Genomic DNA, 18325 nt, shown 5'->3' with positions numbered 1-18325 from the left:
CGAGCAGGAGGGGTCATGGGACGACAGTCCGCCTTCGTGCGGGAGGACGCCGTGCGCTCCGCCCGCGACGTGTTCTGGAGCGAAGGGTACGAGGGTGCCTCCATGGCGAGCCTCCAGCGGGCCACCGGACTGAACCCCAGCAGCATCTACCACGCCTTCGGCTCCAAGCGCGGTCTGTTCGACGCCGCGATCGAGGACTATCTCGAGCGCGTCGTCCGCCCCGGGCTCGCCCCGCTGCGCGCGCCCGAGGTCGCTCCCGATGCTCTCGAGCGCTACTTCCTCGCGGCCCGCGCGCTGTTCGCGGACCCGTCCGGCCGCACCCTCCCCGACGGATGCCTGCTGGTGAACACCGCCTGTTCCGGGCTCGCCCGGGACGACGGGATCGCCGAGGCCGTGCGCGCCTATCGCGCCGAGCTGCTCGCCGCCTTCACCCGCGGCGCGCAGGCCCGGCGCCCCGACCAGTCGCCGCAGGAGCGCGCGCAGCTCGTCGAGACCTGCGTCGCGCTGCTGATCAGCGCGCTGGTCATGACCCGTGTGGACCGGGATGCGGCCACCGCCGCGCTCGACTCCGCCCTCACCGCAATCCAGCATCAGGAGCACACACACCCATGAAGCCCCTCTACACCACCGAAGCCCTGGCCACCGGCGGCGGCCGTGACGGCCACGTCGATGTCGCCGAGTCGGATCTCGCCTTCGACCTCGCCGTCCCGACCGCCATGGGCGGCACTGGCGCCGGCGCCAACCCCGAGCAGCTCTTCGCCGCCGGGTACTCCGCCTGCTTCCACTCCGCCCTGCAGGCCGTCGCCCGGCAGCAGAAGGTCGCGATCGACGGCTCGAGCGTCGGCGCCCGCGTCACCATCGGCTCCGAGGAGTCCGGCGGCTTCTCGCTCGCCGTCGAGCTCGAGGTGGTCATCCCGGAGCTCGACCACGACACCGCCCAGGCGCTGGCCGACGCCGCGCACCAGGTGTGCCCGTACTCGAACGCCACCCGGGGCAACATCCCGGTGGTCGTCACCGTCACCGATGACTGATTGATCCGCGTCCTGCTTGAAGGCATCGGGCAGGTGCGAGGAGCCCCGGCGGGATCGCTCCCGCCGGGGCTCCTCGTCCTGCGGCATCCTTCTCAGGGGCGCAGCAGCACCTTGCCCTGTCGGCCGTCGGTCAGCGTGGCCGCCACGGCGTCGACGACCTCGCCCAGCGGGAAGGTGGCCGCGACCGGCAGCGTGACCTCGCCGGAGAGCAGCCCGGAGAAGATCTCCCCGATGAGCCGGCGCCGCACCTCCGGCGCCATCTCCGCCGAGACCCGGGAGCCCCAGAAGCCCTCGACCTTCAGGTCGCGGAAGATGATCGGACCCGAGGGGAGCGCCATGGTTGAGCCGCCCATCGCCCCGAAGACCACCAGTCGACCGCCGTCCCCGAGCAGGGAGAGCACCTGGCCCGCGGCCTCGCCGCCTACGGAGTCCAGCCCCGCCGCGACGCGCGCCTCGCCGATCAGGGCGCGCGCCTGCTCCTGCCAGTCGTCCCGGTCGGTGGGGACGACGTCGCCGATGCCCTGTGCGGCGAGCTCCTCGACCCCGCTGCCGCGCCGCACCAGGCTGATGACGCGGATCCCGCGCAGTCGTGCGAACTGCGCGACGAGGCGGCCGACGGCCCCGGTCGCGGCGTTCTGCACGAGCACCTCGCCGGGCGCGAGGTCGAGGTGCTCGAGCAGGGAGACGGCGCTGAAGGGCATGGCCACGAGCTGGGCGGCGGCCTCGTCCGGCAGCTCGGCGGGCAGCGGGATCAGCGAGGAGGCGGGGGCGGTGAACAGCTCCGCCCAGGCTCCGGTGATCCCGGTCGCCGCGACGCGGTCGCCGACGGCGAGGCCCTCGACGCCCTCGCCGAGCGCCTCCACCACCGCGACGGCCTCGCTGCCGGCGCCCGAGGGCAGCGCGGGTCGGACGCCGTAGGAGCCGCGGATCGTCCACAGGTCGTGGTGGTGGATCGGGCTCAGCGACATCCTCAGCAGCGCCTCGCCGGCGGCCGGGGCGGGGGCGTCGACCTCGGCGGTGCGCAGGACGTCGGCGGGATCGCCGAAGCGGTCGTAGGTGACGGTGAGCATGGGATCGCCTCTCGATTGTGGAACAGTCATTCCACTATAGCGGCGGGACGCCTCCCTGCACCGTGCGCGGGCCGTGCTGTTCCGGGTCTCACAGCCTCGGACGCGACGGCGCCGGGGGATGCAGAAGGGCCGGGGGCCGGGACCGGTGCTCCGGTCCGGCCCCCGGCCCTGCGGCGGGGTGCCTGCTGCTCGTGCGCGGCTCAGGCGTGCGTGGGCTGCGGCGCGCCCTCGCGGGAGACGCGCACCATCTCCTCGCGCTCGACGACCTTGATGCGGGCACGGGGCTCGCCGTCGGCGTCCACCGCGGCGGCGCCGAGGCTCTTCTCGTGCTCGTCCAGCGCCATCCAGCCGTCCCAGGTCGTGTACTGCACGCCCCGGTCCTCGAGCAGGCGCAGGATCGCGTCGTCGTCCCGCTCGGGGGCGGGGGAGAGGCGACCGGCCTCGATGTCCTCGAGCAGGCAGGTGATGGTCTCGATCGCGTCGGACTTCGTCGCGCCGATCAGGCCGACGGGGCCGCGCTTGATCCAGCCGTTGGTGTAGGCGCCGGGGATGACGGAGCCGTCGGCCTCGGTGACGCGGCCGGCCTGGTTGAGGATGACGCCGCGGCGGGCGTCGTAGGGCACGCCCGGCAGCTCGGAGCCGTGGTAGCCGACGGCCCGGTAGACGGCGCCGAGGTCGTAGTCGACCATCTCGCCGGTGCCCACGAGCTCGCCGGCCTCGTCCAGGCGGGTCCGCTCGAAGCGCATGCCGGTGACCTGGCCGTCCTCGCCGAGCACCTCGACGGGGCGGTGCCAGAAGTGCATGTGGAGACGGCGCTGGACCGGCCCGCCCTCGCGGTCCGTCGGCTCCTCGCCGGCGGCCTCGCGGCGCTGCTGCTCCTCGAGCCAGCCGACGAAGGTCTGCACGACCTGGTCGGTGCGCTTGTCGGCCTTGATGGCCTCCCACTGCGCCTCGGTGATCTGCTCGAGATCGCGGGGATCCATCACGACCTGGAGGCCCTTGGGGTGGGCGAGCTCGCGCGCCTCGAGTGGCGAGAACTTCGTCTGCGCGGGGCCGCGGCGGCCGAAGACGTGCACGTCCGTCGTGCGCGCGGCCTGCAGGCCCTCGTGCACGTTCGCCGGGATCTCGGTGCGCAGCAGCTCGTCGGCGCTCTTGGAGAGCACGCGGGCGACGTCGAGGGCGACGTTGCCGTTGCCGATCACGGCCACGGACTCCGCGTCGAGCTCCCAGGTGCGGGGGTAGTCGGGGTTCCCGTCGTACCAGGCCACGAAGTCGGCCGCGCCGTGGGAGCCCTCGAGCTCGATGCCGGGGATCCGGAGGTCCGCGTCCTTGAGCGCGCCGGTCGCGTAGATCACCGCGTCGTAGTGGGTGCGGAGGTCCTCGGCAGTGAGGTCGGTGCCGAACTCGACGTCGCCGAGGAAGCGGATGTCACCGCGGCCGAGAATCCGATGAAGGGCGGTGATGATGCCCTTGATGCGCGGATGATCGGGGGCGACGCCGTAGCGGATCAGGCCGAACGGGGCGGGGAAGCGGTCGAACAGGTCGATGCTGACCTCGAGCTCGCCGCTCTTGACCGGGGCGGAGCGCAGCAGGGTCTCTGCGGCGTACACACCGGCGGGGCCGGAGCCGATGACGGCCAGGCGGAAGGGCTGCTGGGAGGAGGACATCACACCTCGGTCTCGTGGCGCCGTGGCGCCGGGTCGTAATGATTTCCGCACCACTCTATACGCGGAATTCGTCATCACCCCGGTCACTGTGAGCCGCTCGACGCCACGCCCGGCGGCTCCTGAGATCGCGGGGGAGCCGCCGGGCGGGTCTCAGCTCTTCGCGAGGTCCTCGGCGCCGCGGCGGTGGATCGACCAGAAGTACGCACCGACCAGCACCGCGCCGCCGACGATGTTGCCCAGCAGCACGGGGATGAGGTTGTCCCAGATCGCGGCGCCGACCGTGATCGAGGAGTAGTCCCCGAGCGATCTCCCGGCCTCGGTCAGCGCCTCGCCCTCCCAGAAGCCGGCACCGGCGCCGTACTTGACCAGCAGGCCCATGGGGAGCATGAACATGTTCGCGACCGAGTGCTCGAAGCCGGTGGCGACGAACAGCGCGATGGGGCCGGCGACGGCGAGGACCTTGTCGGCGACGGTCTTGCCGGCCGTCGCCGCCCACACGGCCAGGCACACGGCGAAGTTCGCGAGCACGCCCAGGAAGAACGCCTGGTGCCAGTCGTGGGAGACCTTCGCCTGGGTGGTATCCAGCACCACCATCCCCCAGGCGGAGCCGTTGGTGGCGTGCGTGCCGGCGAGGAAGATCAGCAGCGCGACGGTGAGCGAGCCGATCAGGTTGCCGCCCGCGGAGACGCCCCAGTGACGCAGCATCTGCCCGGTCGTGATCCGGCGGGACAGGCGCGGCATGGAGGTCATCGTGGTGCCGGTGAACAGGTCGGAGCCGCTGATCACCACGAGGCCCAGGCCGACGGAGAAGACGACGCCGCCGATCAGCTTCGCGATCCCGACCGGCCACTCGCCCATGCCCTGCTGCGAGGTCACCATGAACACGAAGCCGAGCGCGATGAAGGCGCCGCCGCTGAGGGACGCGAGGAACATCTTCCCCAGCGGCGCCGTCGCCTTCGCGAACATCGCGTCCTCGAGCGCCTTGGTGAGGGGCTTCGGAGCGGTCGCGGCGGTGGACGGTGCGGGCGCCGGCGCGGCGGTGCGGGATCCGGGGGCGGGGCTGGTCATCGGAGGAGGTCCTTCTCTGGGGGCAGGGGACGTCCCGGCGCGGTCGGGGGACGGAGGTCTGAGGGGTCGGCCGCCGTGCCGCGCGGTGCGGCACGAGGGGAGCCGGGCGGGTTCCCCTTCGGTGACCAGCAGTCAGGGTACGCCCGGTCCGGCGCGGCGGAGGGGACCTGCGTCAGTCTGCGGACTCGGTCCCCGCCGTCTCGGGCACGACGCCGACGGCGACCCTCAGGGTGCTGCTGGCACCGGGCGGGCCGACGACGATGCCCTTCAGCGGCGGCACGTCCGCGTAGTCCCGGCCCCAGGCCGTGGTGACGAAGCGCTGGTCCACGAAGGTGCGGTTGGTGGGGTCGATGTCGACCCATCCCGTGCCGGGCACGAGCACGCTCAGCCAGGCGTGCGAGGCGGCCGAGCCGATCATCTCCCCGGCCGGCTCGGTGCCCAGCGCCCCGCCGGCAGACGGGGCGGTGCGCAGGTAGCCGGAGACGTACCGGGCGGCGAGCCCCGCCTCCCGCACCGCGGCGACCCCCACGTGGGAGAAGTCCTGGCAGACGCCGTGCCGGGCCCCCAGCACCTCTTCGAGGGTGGAGGTGACCGTGGTGGCCGCGGAGTCGTAGGTGAACTCGGTGTGGATCAGCGCGGTCAGCTCAGCGAGGCACTCGCCGACGGCGCGTCCCGGCCGGAACACCTCGGCGCTGATCTCCCGGGCGGCGGTCCCTCCCGGGACCCGTGGGGAGGGGTGGACGAAGTCCAGGCTCGCCCCGGGCATCGGCGCGCCCCAGTGCTCGGGGGTGCACTGCTCCCAGGGGCGGGACATCGGCTCGAGCCCGTAGCGGCGCTCGGCGACGGAGACCCGGGCGTGGGAGTGCACGTCGAGCTGCTCGTGCGGGGCGTCGACCAGGAGGTAGGTCGAGGAGTTCCCGTAGAAGTCGGTGTGCGCGGTGAGGCGGGCGGGTGCCGGATCGACGACCACCTCGTGCGAGAGCACACGCTGGTGCGGGGTGGCGCGCGGCTCGACGTGGGCGCGGCCGTAGTTGCGGGTGACCGGCTTCGCGTAGCGGTAGGAGGTGAGGTGGTGGACCCGGTAGTGCACCGGGTCCAGGGCGGGGGCGTCCTCCTGGCGCAGCGGGATCAGCGGCCGCGCGCCGTGAGGGGTCGCGCCGTCCTGTCCGGACCGGGTCTCGTGTGCGTTCTCAGACATCGTCGACCCCCCATCGCGAGGTGGATTCCGAGGCGCGGAAGAAGCGGTCCTCGAGGGCGGTGGCGAGGGAGCGCAGGGACTCCGTCGCCGCGTCGATCTCCGCCGGCAGCGCGGTGGGCGCGTCCTCGCCGGCCGGCGCGCCCGGCAGCGGGCGCAGCAGCTCGTGGGGCGCCCAGGCGGCGAGGCGGGTGCGCAGCGCCGACATCGGTGCGCGCAGCTCGGGGGAGGGCGCGGTCTCGGGCAGCCGGTCCAGGGCCTGGCCGAGCCGGTCCAGCTGGAAGGCGAGCGAGCGCGGCAGCGTGGTGTCGCTGAGCAGCAGCTCGACCAGCAGCTCCGGCTGCACGGCGGCGTGGAAGGAGCGGCGGTAGGAGGCGCCGGACTCGGTGATCAGCGCGACCGCGTTCGCGATCCGCTCCTCCGCGGCGCGGCCGCGGCGATGGCCGAGGGCGGCGCGCAGCAGCGCCAGCAGGCTCATCGTCCGCTCGATCTTGCGGCCGATCTCGGTGAGGTCCCAGCCGAGGTCTCGGGGCATCGCGTCGGCGACCGCGCCGGAGAGGGTCAGGCAGCCGTCGACGATGTCGGTGAGCCACTGCTCCAGCGGGCGCGGGTCCACGCTCCCGCCGCGCACCTGGAGCCGCATCCGCGTGATCACCGGCCACACGTCGTCGGAGAGGAGGTCGCGCAGGGTGCGGGTGGTGTGGGCGAGCGCCGCGGCGGATTGCGCGAGGGAGCCGGGCCGGCCGACGTCCCCCAGCAGGCTCTCGATCTCCAGCCGCACCGCCTCGGCGTCGCGGAGGTCCAGGTCGAGGAAGCCGGGATAGGTGGTGGTCACCTCGGTCACCGCCCGCAGCAGCACCGTGCGGGCGGTGCGGGCGCTGCGGCTGTGCTCGGCGTCGAGGTCGTTGGAGGTGTCCAGCACGGTGCGCAGCAGGCGGGCGGTGGAGTCGACGCGCTCGAGATAGCGGCCGAACCAGAACAGGTCCGAGCCGACCGAGCGGGTCATCGTCGGGTAGGCGGAGACGCTCGCGCGCCGCGACGCCGGCTCGACGGCCGGGCGGCCGGTCGGCTCCTCGTCGGGGACCGCGGACGTGTCGGGGACGGCAACCCACACGTCCTTGAGCGTCTCGGGGCCCTCGTCGGCCGTGCGCGCGATCCCGCCGGGCAGCACCTCGAAGCCGTCCTCGGTCCCCATCACCAGCAGGCTCAGCGTCACGGGGCGTCCCGTGAGCTCCTCGCCGCCCGACGGGCCCAGGGAGGGCCACAGTGCAGGGGCGACCTCGGCGGGTGCGGGCCGCAGCTGCAGGTCCTCGTGCAGCATCTGCCGGCACAGGTCGGGCAGCGCCGCGCGCAGGGCCGGGTTCTCGAGCAGGCCCGCGCCCAGCGGGTTCAGGATCTCCACGTCGCCGCAGCGCGCCGCCTCGACCAGGCCCGTCACCCCGCCCAGCGGCGTCGGTCCGAGGTCCAGGGGGTCCAGCAGCGGCGAGGGGACCAGCCGCAGCACCGCGTCGACCGGCTCGCCCGGGGCGGAGGCCAGGCCCGACAGGCGCAGGGTCACGGCGCCCGCACCGGCGCGCAGGTCCCCGACCGACACCGTCGGCGCGCCCAGCAGGTTCGCCAGCCAGCTGTGGTCGAAGGCGTCCAGCGGCTCCTCCGCGTCGTCGAGGAGCACGACGGGGCGCCCGGCGCGCCCGTCGGCCCGGGTGCGCTGATGGAAGGACGTGCGCAGCGTGTCGAAGAAGGGGTGGAGACGGCGCATCTCCGTGCTGCGGTACAGCGACGGCGCGCTGCGGGAGAGCACCCGCCGCAGCTCGAGGGTGAGACCCGCGCCGCGGGGGACGTCCACCGCGTCCTCGTGCACCACCCAGGCGCCCTCGGCAGTGCGGGAGACGGTGGTGCTGACGGCGAAGAGGTGATGGGCGCCGCGGGCGGGGATCCCCACCGCCGGGCGCAGGTAGGCGAGGTCCGCGAGCAGCTCGGCCGCCGGTGCGACCTCGGTGTCGAGCACGGTGCGCGGTCCGTACAGGTCCGCGTACAGGACGTCCAGCAGCCGCACCCGCTGCACGAGCCCCGCCGACAGCTCCGCCCAGGACTCCGCGTCCAGCACGACGGGCACCGGATCGAGGGCGGGGGACGGGGCGGAAACGTCGGCCGCGAACATCGTCGCGGCGCTCGCCGCCGCCCGCCGTCGACCCGTGGGGCCGAGGGCGGTGAGCTCCTCGGCCAGGGCCTGCGGATGCGTGATGGTCACCGGGACATCGTAGACACGCGGCCCGGACATGCGGTGAGGGCGGGGCCGAGCGGTCGGCCCCGCCGGGTCGCCGCGGGCACGCTCAGGAGGCGGCGACCACCGGCGCGCCCTCGGAGGGCTGGACGACGACGAAGCCCGGGCCGTGGAAACCCAGCTGGAAGGACTCCCCGGAGCCGCGACCGATCAGCGAGCCCATCTTGAAGTCGTTCTTGATCTGCGGCTGGAGGTTCGCGGACCAGCACACCGCGGCCTGCGGATCCACGAAGGTGGGCTGCTGGGAGCAGTCCAGCAGCATCGGCGGCCCGTCGGAGGTGACCGCGACCATCCCCTGCCCCTGCAGGAACAGGTTGAACAGGCCGCCGGCCATGAAGCCCGCCCCGCCCAGCGAGCGGATGTCCCACTGGATCGAGGAGTCGAAGGCGAGCATGTTGCGGGTGTTGAGGGTCAGCGCGTCGCCCTCCAGCTGGAGCAGGAAGATCTCGTTGTTCTGGCGGGCGAAGAAGATCTCGCCCTGGCCGCGGGTGCGCATCATGTTCCCGCCCTCGCCGGTGGCCATCTTCTTCAGCAGCTTCATGCCGCCGCCGGAGCCCTGGTAGGAGAAGTCCATCTGCCCTTGGTAGGCGACCATCGCACCCGCCGCGGAGATGATCTCCGGGGCCTGCGGGTTCAGCGCGCACCGCAGCATCTTGGAGGACTGCAGCGCCCATCGGTCGTTGGTCTGGCGCTCCTGGTTGGAGGCGTCGAACAGGTTCGAGCGCATGGCCCCTCATCTCGTCGGTCGACCGGCATCGGTCGATGGATTCCCTGCGACGCCCACCGCGCCGCGGTGGGATCGTCTCACGTCCGGGGCCGCGTGGGGACCCTGTGGGGGTGCGGTGAAGCCGCCGCTCGCCTGTGCAGGGCCTCGTAGCATGGGACCCATGTCCGACTCGCGCACGCCCCGACGACCTCCGGCCGCCAGCGATCCGCGGCTGGAGGCGCTCGCCGAGGACTCCGGCTACGAGGTGCTGGGGCGGATCGGCGCGGGCGGGATGGGCATCGTCTATCGCGCGCACGACGCCGACGGGAACGACGTCGCGATCAAGATGCTGCGCCACGAGATCGCCGACGACCCCCGTGCGAGGGAGCGGCTGGCCCGCGAGGTCGCCGCCCAGCAGCGGGTGCGCAATGACAACATCGTGCGGATCCTGGACGCGGAGCTCGAGTCCTCCGACGCCTTCGTGGTCACCGAGTTCGTGCCCGGGCCGACGCTCGAGGACGCGGTGCGCGCGCACGGCGGCCTGCACCCAGAGGCGGTGCGCGAGGTGGGCCTGGTGCTGGGGGAGACGCTGCGGGTCATCCACGAGGCGGGCGTGATCCACCGCGATCTCAAGCCCAGCAACGTGCTGCTGCGCGGCGCGACCGAGGGGGACCTCTCGGGCTTCGACCCCGACGGGGACGGCCTGGACCCCGTGATCATCGACTTCGGCATCGCGATCGCCGCGGAGGAGTCGCGGCTGACCTCGACCGGCCTGGTGATGGGCACAGCCGCCTATCTCGACCCGGAGGTGGTGCGCACCGACCGCACCGTCGAGGCGGGGGACTGGTGGTCCTGGGCGGCGATGCTCGCCTTCGCCGCGACCGGGCGGGAGCCCTTCGGCACCGGACGGGCGGACCTCGTGTTCCTGCGCGCGGAGCGCGGGGAGATCGACATCGACGGCGTGCCCACCGAGCTCGGCGGCTGGCTGCGCTCGGCCCTGTGCGCCGAGCCCGCCGAGCGCGCGACGCCCGAGGAGCTGCTGGCGCGCCTCGCCGAGCTCGACCTGGACCGCTATGACGACCCCGGCGACACCGAGGCGTTCGAGGCCGGTCCGCGCACCGCGGTGCTGCCCGTCCTCGGGGCGGACGGAGCCCCCGCGGCCGGCGCCGCGACCCCGACGGACGAGGTGGAGGGGACGGGCGCCGAGGGCGCGACCGAGGCCCTGCCGGCCGGCGACGCCGCGACCGAGGCGCTGCCCCGCGTCGCGGACGCGGGCGAGCAGCCCACGGAGGCCCTGCCCCGCTATGCGACCCCGGGCGATCCGCCCACCGAGGTGATCCCGATGACGGGCACGCCCACCCGGGCGCTGCCCGTGGTGCCGCCGTCGGCCGGGCCCGTCGGAGCGGCGGGCCCGTACGGCGCCGCGCCGCAGGACGCCTCGCCCTACGGCGCGGCCGCGTCGCCGCAGCGGACGGCCCCGCAGCAGCACTCGCAGCCGTACCCGCAGCCGGCGCCGACGCAGCGGCCCGCGCACGGCGGCGGGCAGACCGCGCCCCAGCAGCTCGCCCCGCAGCACGGGGTGCCTCCGCAGCAGCTCGCCCCCCAGCAGATGGCGCCTCACCCGATGGCACCGCAGCAGATGGCGCCCGGGCAGGGCATGTGGGCGGCGCCGCCGGCCCCGCCCCGTCGGCCGCTGCTGGTGTGGACCGGGCACCTGCTGATCGTCGCCCTCGCCGCGCTCGCCCCCTACATCTCGCTCGGCGTCCTGCTCCTGCTCGGCGCGCTCGCCCGCACCTGGGAGCGCAGCCAACGCTCCGTGACCGCGCAGCGGATGCGCGGCGCGACCGGCTCCGGGCCGACCTGGGCGGCAGGGCTCGCCAGCCCCTTCCGCTTCCTGCTGGGACTGCTCGAGATCGCGCTGCAGGCACTGTTCCCGCTGGTCCTCGGCCTGCTCGTGGGCCTGGCCCTCGACGCCGCCTGGACGCTGCTGCAGGGCTCGCCCCTGCCCGACGGGGTCGCCTTCGCGACCGCCATGGCGATCACCCTGCTGATCACCTGGGTGGGGATCGGCAGCCGCACCACCCGCGACGGCGCCCACCGGATGCTCGACGCGGCCGCGCCCGACATGCTGTGGGGCGCGATCGTGCTGGTGCTGCTCCTGCTGCTGCTCGGCGCGGTGGTCTTCGCGCTCGTGGCCCGGGAGGGGATGGTGGACTACCTCCCCTTCCCGCAGGGGCCGCGGCTGGACGACATCGCGCTGTGGAGACGGTGACGACGGCACTCCTGCACCGGGGCGCGGGTGCTCACCGCGCGGGCGCGGGTGAGGTCGCTCATCCCGTCCGGCCCCGTCCAGGCGGCCACGGTTAAACTCTGCACGACCCACCATCGACCGCTGCCCCAGCCCGGGGCGAGGAGATCACATGGCCGCGTCCGGTCCGTCCCAGTCGGCGCAGGAGCGCCGCGAAGCACAGCGCGAGGCCCTGCGCACGCAGCGCCAGGCAGAGCTCAAGCGTCAGCGCACCGTCCGCACCATCGTGATCGCGGCGGTCACCGTCGTCGCGCTCGTGCTGGTCGCCGCCGCCGGTCTGTTCATCTACCGCCAGGCGCAGCCGGCAGGTCCCGTCGCGACCCCCGAGGGCGTCGCCGAGGACCAGCCCTATCTCCCGATCGGCGCCCCCGAGGACTCGGGCAAGCCGGTGCTCGAGATCCACCTCGACTTCATGTGCCCCGTCTGCGGCCAGTTCGAGGAGATCAACGGCGCGGACCTCCAGCAGATCGTCGAGAACGAGGAGGCGACCGTGCACCTCGTGCCGCGCCGCTTCCTGGACACCCAGTCCACCACCGGTGACTACTCCTCCCGCGCCGCGAACGCTCTCGCCTGCGTCTGGGAGGACGACCCCGACAACGCCATCGGCTTCCAGCAGCTGATGTTCGCCAACCAGCCCGCCGAGGGCAGCGCGGGCCTGACCGACGAGCAGATCTGGGGCTACGCCCAGGAGGCCGGCGCCTCCGACGAGGTCCAGTCCTGCATGAGCTCGAAGACCTACCAGCCGTGGGTACGCCAGGTCGTGGACCCCTACGGCGAGGAGACCGGCGGCGGCACCCCGTACGTCGAGATCGACGGCGAGAACTTCGGCTCGGACAAGTGGTCCCAGCCCGGCCAGCTGCGCGAGGCCGTGCTCGCCGCGGGCGGCGAGTCCGCCTCCGACGGCGGCGAAGGCTGAGCCGCAGGCCGCCCCGAGGCCCACGGGCCTCTACACTCTCAGGGGACCGGCCGCGCCGCGGTCGGTCCCCTCTCGCTGGAGTGGCGCAACGGTAGCGCACCTGTCTTGTAAACAGGTGGTTGCGGGTTCGATTCCCGTCTCCAGCTCTCGCCCCGGTCCCCGCAGGACCGTGCGGCAGCCACGCAGGAAAGAGCCCCTCGCCGGATCGCTCCGGCGAGGGGCTCGTGCGTGCGGGGCGGGCCCGGTGGGTCAGAACGTCTCGTAGGACACCTTGTTCACCGTGAAGCCCTTGCCGGTCATGACGTTCCAGCAGGTCATCCCGTCGAAGCGGCTCGTGCACGCCACGTCGCCGCGCTTGGCGCTGCGGTCGTACTCGAGGGTGGGCGCGGAGTCGCTGAGGAAGGACGAGCCGCAGGCCCGCTCGGCGTCCTCGCCCGCGACGGTGATCGAGAACGGTCCGTTCTCGCAGTCCTCGAGGCCTGCCTCGGAGAAGTCCCGCTCCGCGAGGGAGCAGGAGACGGAGTCCTCCTCGAGATGGCAGCTGATGTTCCCGGTGGGGGAGCGCAGCTCGGACATCTCCTCGGCGCCCTCGGGAGCGGGGGAGACGGGATCCTCGGTGGTCTCCTCGGTCGTCTCCTCCGCGGTGGTCTCCTCCGGAGCGGCCTCGGCGCTGGTCGTCGAGCTGTCGCGCTGGTACTGCTCCTCGTCGGGGGCGAACAGGGCGCGGGCGCCCAGTCCGATCACGAGCAGCAGGATCAGGGCGAGCACGAGGCAGCCGCCGCAGGCGATCAGGGCCCGCTTCCGGCTGCCGTCGTCGGAATCGTCCTCGTCCTGGGGCGGTCGGCCGACGGGTGGCGGGGCCGAGGCGGGGCCCTGCGACGCCGGACCCGGGGACGCAGGGGCCTGCTCCCCGTAGGGGTACTGCTGCTGTCCGGAGGGGCCCTGAGCGGCGGTCGGATGCTGCGCGGCGGAGGCGGCGGCGCCCGTGGCGGCGGCGGACGCGGCGACGGCCGGCATCTGCCGGGTCGGCGGACCGGCCTGCGGGGCGGGCGAGGCCTGCGATGCCGGAGAGGTCTGCGAGGTCGGGGACGTCTGCGAGGCGGGGGCGGCGCCGAGCGGGACCACGGAGGCCTTCGGCGACAGCCGCACCGAGGAGGTGCCCTCGGTCGGGCCCTGCGCGGAGGGCGACGGCTGCGCGTCAGGCGCCGGCCCGCCCACGGGGGCCTGCTGCGCGGGCGGGGCAGGGGGCGGCGTCGTGCCGGGGCGCTCGTCGGCGGAGGAGTCGGCTCCCGCGGCTCCCGCACCCGCGGCGCCGGCCGCGGCGGCGCCGGTCGCTCCGGCGGCGGTCCCCCAGACGAGCGCCTCGGGGACCTCGTCCCAGGCGGAAGCCTCGTCGTCGAGCCCGGGCTGTGACGCCGACGCGGGCCGCTCCTCGGGAGACTGCGACTCCTGCGCGGCGGTCTGCTCGGGGTTCGCGGGCTCCGGCTCCTCGTCGGGGACCACCTGATGCAGCTGGGTGGGCTCGCCCTCGTCGAGGTCGTCGTCCTCGTCGGGCTGCAGGGTGCCGGCCTCGTAGGCCTGCTTCGCCCACTGGTTCGTGGCCAGGATCCACTGGCGCGCGACCTCGGGGGCCGAGGGGTTCATGACGATCAGCCGATGCAGCTGGGGGTGCTTCTCGGTGAGCTCGAGGAGGCGTTCCGGACTCGTGCCCGGATCGGCCGCCTCCTCCGCCGTCGAACGGTGCTCTGCCACCGTGCTCTCCCTTCCTTACGGGGTCACGGCAGGGCGCTCGCGGCTCGCGGGGGCGGCCTGCCGATCCATGAGAATGGCACATCGGCGCGCTCCGAGGCAGTGCGAGGCGGCCCCTCGCAGCGGTGACCCGCAGGTCATCGGGGCCTCGCGGCCCGCCCGTCGGGCCACCCGGGATGCGGGATGACCTGCGTCGACCTCCTCGTCCCGAAGCCTCTCACCTCGCCCGCGGACGATGTGACGGGCGTCTCGTGCGCCGTGACGCAGTTGACGCCCCGTCGGCGCGGGCGGGTTCAGTCCGCGGCGATCACCGGCAGCGCGGTGGTGGTCGTCATCGGCTCGCCGTGGGCGTCCAACGGACGCACCTTCAGCCAGTAGACGCCGTGCCCGCCGAGGGTGAGGGTGAGGGAACCGGCCTTGTCCACCGCCGGGAACTCGTGCCCGCCGAAGAGGTCCCGGACGGTGCGCCGGTCCATCCCGGTCATCTCGAGCCTCGCGGTGACCGGCTGGGAGGACAGGTTGAACACGCACAGCAGCGTCTCGGCGTGCCACTCCGCGTCCTCGCCGTGCTCGGCGCCGTCGTAGGTGCGGGTGAAGGCGAGCACCCGCTCGGAGTCCGCCGGGATGTTCCGGTACGCGCCGAGCCCGAAGGCGTCGTGCTCCTTGCGCACCGCGAGCATCCACCGCACGAAGTGCAGCAGGGAGCCGGAGTGGGCCATGTGCGCCTCGACGTTGGTGGTCGAGTAGTGGTAGACGAGCGACTGGATCACCGGCAGGTAGAGCTTGCCCGGGTCGGTGATCTCGCTGAACCCGGCGTTGCGGTCCGGGGTCCACTGCATCGGGGTGCGCACCGCGTCGCGGTCCTCGAGCCAGATGTTGTCGCCCATCGCGATCTCGTCCCCGTAGTAGAGGAACGGGGAGCCGGGCAGGGACAGCAGCAGGGCGTGGATCAGCTCGAGCTCGGAGCGGGAGTTGTCCAGCAGCGGCGCCAGGCGCCGACGGATGCCGACGTTCGCACGCATGCGCGTATCGGGCGCGTACCAGCCGAGCATCGCCGAGCGGTCCTCGCCGGAGACCATCTCGAGGGTCAGCTCGTCGTGGTTGCGCAGGAAGGTGCCCCACTGGGCGCCGGCGGGGATCTCGGGGGTGTCCTCAAGGATGTCGATGATGTGCCGGGCGCTGCCCTCGCGCAGCGCGTAGAACAGCCGCGGCATCACCGGGAAGTGGAAGCACATGTGGCACTCGGGCCGTTCAGGGGTGCCGAAGTACTCCACCACGTCGGCCGGCCACTGGTTCGCCTCGGCGATGATCACGCGGCCCGGCCAGCTCTCGTCCACGAACTCCCGCAGCTCGGCGAGGAACTCGTGGGTGGCCGGCAGGTTCTCCCCGTCGGTGCCCTCCTCCTCGAAGAGGTACGGGATCGCGTCGGCGCGGAACCCGTCGATGCCCTTGTCCAGCCAGAAGCGCACCACCTCGAACATCGCCTCGCGCACCGCGGGGTTCTCGAAATTCAGGTCCGGCTGGTGGGAGAAGAAGCGGTGCCAGAAGAACTGCCGGCGCACCGGGTCGAAGGACCAGTTGCTCTCCTCGGTGTCCACGAAGATGATGCGCGCGTCCTGGTACTTCTCGTCCGTGTCGGACCAGACGTAGAAGTCCCCGTACGGGTCCTCGGGGTCGGAGCGGGACTCGAGGAACCAGGGGTGCTTGTCGGAGGTGTGGTTCATCGGCAGGTCGATGATCACGCGGATCCCGCGCCGGTGCGCTTCGGAGACCAGCCGCTCGAAGTCGGTGATCGAGCCGAACTCCGGCAGCACCTGCTCGTAGTCGGAGATGTCGTAGCCGCCGTCCCGCAGCGGGGAGGCGAAGAAGGGCGGCAGCCACAGGCAGTCGATGCCGAGCCACTGCAGGTAGTCCAGGCGCTCGATGAGCCCGGTGAAGTCCCCGGTCCCGTCGCCGTTGCCGTCGGCGAAGGCGCGCACCAGCACCTCGTAGAACACGGCCTTGCGGTACCAGTGCGGGTCGTAGTCGACCCCTGGGCCCTGCGGGGAGAACTGGGCGGGGTTCAGGGGCATCGGGACCTCCACGGCGGCTGGGACGGCGGACGCGATGCCCCCACAGTAGTGTCCGGCGCGGTCGTGCGAGGCCCTGGGAGGCCGACGGACCGGGCGGTCTCCTCCCGCCCCGTCGGGCGCGAGGCCGCGGGGCCCGCCCCCGCGGCGGGACCGGCGCGCTCTCGGACCGGATCCGGTCCCAGCCCGACCTCAGTCCCGGATCCGCCAGTCCACGGGTCCGGCGCCCTGCGCCTCGAGCAGCGCGTTCACCTGCGAGAAGGGACGGGAGCCGAAGAAGCCGCGAGAGGCCGACAGGGGGCTCGGGTGCGGGCTCGCCACATGCGGAACCTCGCCCAGCAGCGGGATCAGCGACTGCGCGTCGCGGCCCCAGAGGATCGCCGCGAGCGGCCCGCCGCGGGCCACCAGGGCGCGGATGGCGTGCTCGGTGATCTCCTCCCAGCCGCGACGTCGGTGGGAGGCCGGGGCGCCGGGCGCAACGGTGAGGACCCGGTTCAGCAGCAGCACCCCCTGGGCCTGCCAGGAGGAGAGGTCGCCGTGCGCGGCGGGGGCGATGCCGAGATCGCTCTCGAGCTCCTTGTAGATGTTGGTCAGGGAGCGGGGGAGCGGGCACACGTGCCGCTCCACCGCGAAGGACAGACCGATCGGGTGACCCGGCGTGGGATACGGGTCCTGGCCGACGATCAGCACCCGCACCTCGGACATCGGCCGGGCGAAGGCGCGCAGCACCGCCTCGCCGGCGGGCAGGTAGCCGCGGCCCGCGCGGACCTCCTCACGCAGGAAGCCGCCGATCTCGTGGAGGCGGTTCTCGACGGGACGGAGGGCCTCGGCCCAGTCGGGGGCGATGATCTCGGTCAGGGGGGCAGCCATGGAGGCAGTCAACCATCCGCGCGCGGCGCCGTCGGGGCGCGTCGGCCCCTCCCGGCGAGGCATCCCTCACGACCTGCGCAGGGCGGCGGCGTGGCAGCCCGGGGGAGCGGTCGCAGGTGCGTAGCCTCGGTCCATGCCCTCCGCCTCCGACGAGCCCGCCCGCGCCGACGCGCGCCCCTCCGACGCCCCGTCGTCGGAGCGCATGTCGTCGGAGCGCACGGCGTCCGAGCGCGTGCCGTCCGAGGTCGCGCTGCCGGGGCCGCAGGGGGCGCTCACCGAGCGGGACCGGCGGATCCTCGCGCTCGAGGGGCGCACCTTCCGCTACGTCGGCGCGAAGGAGCGGGCGATCCGCGAGGAGATCGGCCTGTCGAAGGTCGCCTACTACGTGCGGCTGAACGCCCTGCTCGACGAGCCGGCGGCGCTGCGCGCGGCCCCCGCCGTCGTCAACCGGCTCCGCGCCCGGCGCACCTCCGAGGACGGCGGCGCCTCCCTCGGCGGCGACCATCGCGTGGCCTGAGCCATCCGTCTCCGGGGCGTGTGCTCCACCCCCGATCCGGGTCGACCATGTTAAATGGGTCCGTGGCTGATTCCCAGTATCCCTACCCGCCGGACCGATTCGACGACGAGGCGGACGCCGTCACCTTCCACGGCGCCCACCGCGCCGAGCTCCCCTTCTGGCGGGAGAACCTGCTGTACATCATCATCATCGGCGCGGCCGTGGTGCTGCTGGTGGTGCTGCTCTTCGTGATCGGCGGCATGGGCGGCGACGACGACGGCGCCGAGGGCCCGGCCTCCGCGTCGGAGAGCGCCTCGAGCGAGGCCGCCCCCGAGGAGAGCCCCTCGGAGGAGCCCGCCCCGGAGCCCGACCTCTCCGTGCCCGTCCAGGTGATCAACGCCGGCAGCATCAACGGCCTCGCCGGCACCTGGCAGGAGGAGCTCCAGGGCGAGGGCTGGGAGGACGTCAGCGTCGCCACCGCCGACAGCCCCCAGCAGGAGCCCGTCGTGTTCTACCGCGACGAGGCAGATGCGGACACCGCCCAGGCGCTCGCCGAGCAGGTCGGCGCCGGCGAGGCCCGCCAGAGCGACGAGTACGACTCGCCCCTGACCTTCATCGCGGTCACCGAGCCCGGTGACGGCGGCGACGAGGGCGACGGCGGCGACGGCGACCAGGGTGGTCAGGGCGGCGAGGGCGGCGAGGGCTGACCCCTCCCCGCACGCCCCTGCGGCCCCGCGACGCGCCGCTCCTCCTGAGGGAGGGGCGGCGCGTCCGCGTGTGCGGGCCGTGGGGCGGGACGGGGCGTGCCCGTCGGCGCCGTCCGGCGAGCCCGTCGGCGCCGTTCGGCGAGACGGCCCCCGGGCGACGTCCGGCCCGGCCGACGGGGCCGTGTCCGC

The 18325-nt window shown here is 73.7% G+C and carries 15 protein-coding genes and 1 tRNA gene; 7 read left to right on the top strand and 9 right to left on the bottom strand.

What is annotated here, in order from left to right:
• Positions 1-15 precede the first annotated feature (15 nt).
• Both DEU31_RS07190 and DEU31_RS07185 read left to right on the top strand, forming a co-directional pair.
• Positions 16-612 (top strand): TetR/AcrR family transcriptional regulator, encoded by a 597-nt coding sequence (locus tag DEU31_RS07190; RefSeq protein WP_010550079.1) that lies wholly within the window; start codon positions 16-18, stop codon positions 610-612.
• On the top strand, positions 609-1031 hold the full coding sequence (locus DEU31_RS07185) for an organic hydroperoxide resistance protein (protein WP_010550080.1): 423 nt from the start codon (positions 609-611) through the stop codon (positions 1029-1031). The genes DEU31_RS07190 and DEU31_RS07185 overlap by 4 nt, the downstream gene beginning before the upstream one ends.
• Before the next feature lie 92 nt (positions 1032-1123).
• On the opposite strand, the gene DEU31_RS07180 is transcribed toward DEU31_RS07185, so the two are convergent.
• The 6 genes from DEU31_RS07180 to DEU31_RS07155 all read right to left on the bottom strand — a co-directional run bounded on the left by DEU31_RS07180 (position 1124) and on the right by DEU31_RS07155 (position 9042).
• A complete protein-coding gene (locus DEU31_RS07180; protein ID WP_133676624.1) occupies positions 1124-2101 on the bottom strand; it encodes a zinc-binding dehydrogenase in 978 nt (325 codons plus the stop codon).
• 200 nt (positions 2102-2301) lie between these two features.
• Positions 2302-3768 carry an FAD-dependent oxidoreductase gene (locus tag DEU31_RS07175; protein WP_133676623.1) on the bottom strand — a complete coding sequence of 489 codons (1467 nt, stop codon included), beginning with the start codon at positions 3766-3768 and terminating at the stop codon, positions 2302-2304.
• 150 nt (positions 3769-3918) lie between these two features.
• Positions 3919-4836 (bottom strand): formate transporter FocA, encoded by a 918-nt coding sequence (locus tag DEU31_RS07170; protein WP_010550083.1) that lies wholly within the window; start codon positions 4834-4836, stop codon positions 3919-3921.
• Between the two features lie 172 nt (positions 4837-5008).
• A complete protein-coding gene (locus DEU31_RS07165; protein ID WP_010550084.1) occupies positions 5009-6034 on the bottom strand; it encodes a transglutaminase family protein in 1026 nt (341 codons plus the stop codon).
• On the bottom strand, positions 6027-8282 hold the full coding sequence (locus tag DEU31_RS07160) for a circularly permuted type 2 ATP-grasp protein (RefSeq protein ID WP_010550085.1): 2256 nt from the start codon (positions 8280-8282) through the stop codon (positions 6027-6029). Before DEU31_RS07160 ends, DEU31_RS07165 begins: the two co-directional genes overlap by 8 nt.
• 82 nt (positions 8283-8364) lie before the next feature.
• Positions 8365-9042, bottom strand: a complete 678-nt coding sequence (locus DEU31_RS07155; RefSeq protein ID WP_010550086.1) for an AIM24 family protein — start codon at positions 9040-9042, stop codon at positions 8365-8367.
• 160 nt (positions 9043-9202) lie between these two features.
• On the opposite strand from DEU31_RS07155, the gene DEU31_RS07150 reads away from it, so the two are divergent.
• From DEU31_RS07150 to DEU31_RS07140, 3 genes are all read left to right on the top strand, one after another.
• Positions 9203-11293 carry a serine/threonine-protein kinase gene (locus DEU31_RS07150; protein ID WP_133676622.1) on the top strand — a complete coding sequence of 697 codons (2091 nt, stop codon included), beginning with the start codon at positions 9203-9205 and terminating at the stop codon, positions 11291-11293.
• A 148-nt stretch (positions 11294-11441) separates the two neighbouring features.
• The gene (locus DEU31_RS07145; protein WP_133676621.1) at positions 11442-12245 is read left to right on the top strand and encodes a thioredoxin domain-containing protein; all 804 of its coding nucleotides are present in this window, start codon (positions 11442-11444) and stop codon (positions 12243-12245) included.
• Between the two features lie 74 nt (positions 12246-12319).
• Positions 12320-12391 (top strand) — tRNA-Thr (locus DEU31_RS07140).
• A gap of 103 nt (positions 12392-12494) precedes the next feature.
• Here DEU31_RS07140 and DEU31_RS07135 read toward each other — a convergent pair.
• The 3 genes from DEU31_RS07135 to DEU31_RS07125 all read right to left on the bottom strand — a co-directional run bounded on the left by DEU31_RS07135 (position 12495) and on the right by DEU31_RS07125 (position 16933).
• Positions 12495-13997, bottom strand: a complete 1503-nt coding sequence (locus DEU31_RS07135; protein WP_133676620.1) for a hypothetical protein — start codon at positions 13995-13997, stop codon at positions 12495-12497.
• Between the two features lie 290 nt (positions 13998-14287).
• Positions 14288-16066 carry a maltose alpha-D-glucosyltransferase gene (treS, locus tag DEU31_RS07130; RefSeq protein ID WP_133676619.1) on the bottom strand — a complete coding sequence of 593 codons (1779 nt, stop codon included), beginning with the start codon at positions 16064-16066 and terminating at the stop codon, positions 14288-14290.
• A gap of 189 nt (positions 16067-16255) precedes the next feature.
• Positions 16256-16933: a uracil-DNA glycosylase gene (locus tag DEU31_RS07125; RefSeq protein ID WP_010550091.1), complete on the bottom strand. Its 678-nt coding sequence runs from the start codon at positions 16931-16933 to the stop codon at positions 16256-16258.
• A 133-nt stretch (positions 16934-17066) separates the two neighbouring features.
• On the opposite strand from DEU31_RS07125, the gene DEU31_RS07120 reads away from it, so the two are divergent.
• Positions 17067-17450, top strand: a complete 384-nt coding sequence (locus tag DEU31_RS07120) for a DUF3263 domain-containing protein (RefSeq protein WP_010550092.1) — start codon at positions 17067-17069, stop codon at positions 17448-17450.
• Between the two features lie 62 nt (positions 17451-17512).
• On the top strand, positions 17513-18136 hold the full coding sequence (locus tag DEU31_RS07115; RefSeq protein ID WP_133676618.1) for a LytR C-terminal domain-containing protein: 624 nt from the start codon (positions 17513-17515) through the stop codon (positions 18134-18136).
• Positions 18137-18325: the final 189 nt, after the last annotated feature.

The sequence above is a fragment of the Brachybacterium sp. AG952 genome, from assembly GCF_004362645.1.
GTDB classification, from domain to species: Bacteria; Actinomycetota; Actinomycetes; order Actinomycetales; family Dermabacteraceae; genus Brachybacterium; species Brachybacterium conglomeratum.
This window is presented reverse-complemented; position numbering and strand designations above follow the sequence as displayed.

What these genes read in the sequence shown, in the direction of transcription:
- DEU31_RS07190 (WP_010550079.1), top strand. Translation starts at nt 16, where the DNA reads ATGGGACGACAGTCCGCCTTCGTGCGGGAGGACGCCGTGCGCTCCGCC.
- DEU31_RS07185 (WP_010550080.1), top strand. Translation starts at nt 609, where the DNA reads ATGAAGCCCCTCTACACCACCGAAGCCCTGGCCACCGGCGGCGGCCGT.
- DEU31_RS07180 (WP_133676624.1), bottom strand. Translation starts at nt 2,101, where the DNA reads ATGCTCACCGTCACCTACGACCGCTTCGGCGATCCCGCCGACGTCCTG.
- DEU31_RS07175 (WP_133676623.1), bottom strand. Translation starts at nt 3,768, where the DNA reads ATGTCCTCCTCCCAGCAGCCCTTCCGCCTGGCCGTCATCGGCTCCGGC.
- DEU31_RS07170 (WP_010550083.1), bottom strand. Translation starts at nt 4,836, where the DNA reads ATGACCAGCCCCGCCCCCGGATCCCGCACCGCCGCGCCGGCGCCCGCA.
- DEU31_RS07165 (WP_010550084.1), bottom strand. Translation starts at nt 6,034, where the DNA reads ATGTCTGAGAACGCACACGAGACCCGGTCCGGACAGGACGGCGCGACC.
- DEU31_RS07155 (WP_010550086.1), bottom strand. Translation starts at nt 9,042, where the DNA reads ATGCGCTCGAACCTGTTCGACGCCTCCAACCAGGAGCGCCAGACCAAC.
- DEU31_RS07150 (WP_133676622.1), top strand. Translation starts at nt 9,203, where the DNA reads ATGTCCGACTCGCGCACGCCCCGACGACCTCCGGCCGCCAGCGATCCG.
- DEU31_RS07145 (WP_133676621.1), top strand. Translation starts at nt 11,442, where the DNA reads ATGGCCGCGTCCGGTCCGTCCCAGTCGGCGCAGGAGCGCCGCGAAGCA.
- treS (WP_133676619.1), bottom strand. Translation starts at nt 16,066, where the DNA reads ATGCCCCTGAACCCCGCCCAGTTCTCCCCGCAGGGCCCAGGGGTCGAC.
- DEU31_RS07125 (WP_010550091.1), bottom strand. Translation starts at nt 16,933, where the DNA reads ATGGCTGCCCCCCTGACCGAGATCATCGCCCCCGACTGGGCCGAGGCC.
- DEU31_RS07120 (WP_010550092.1), top strand. Translation starts at nt 17,067, where the DNA reads ATGCCCTCCGCCTCCGACGAGCCCGCCCGCGCCGACGCGCGCCCCTCC.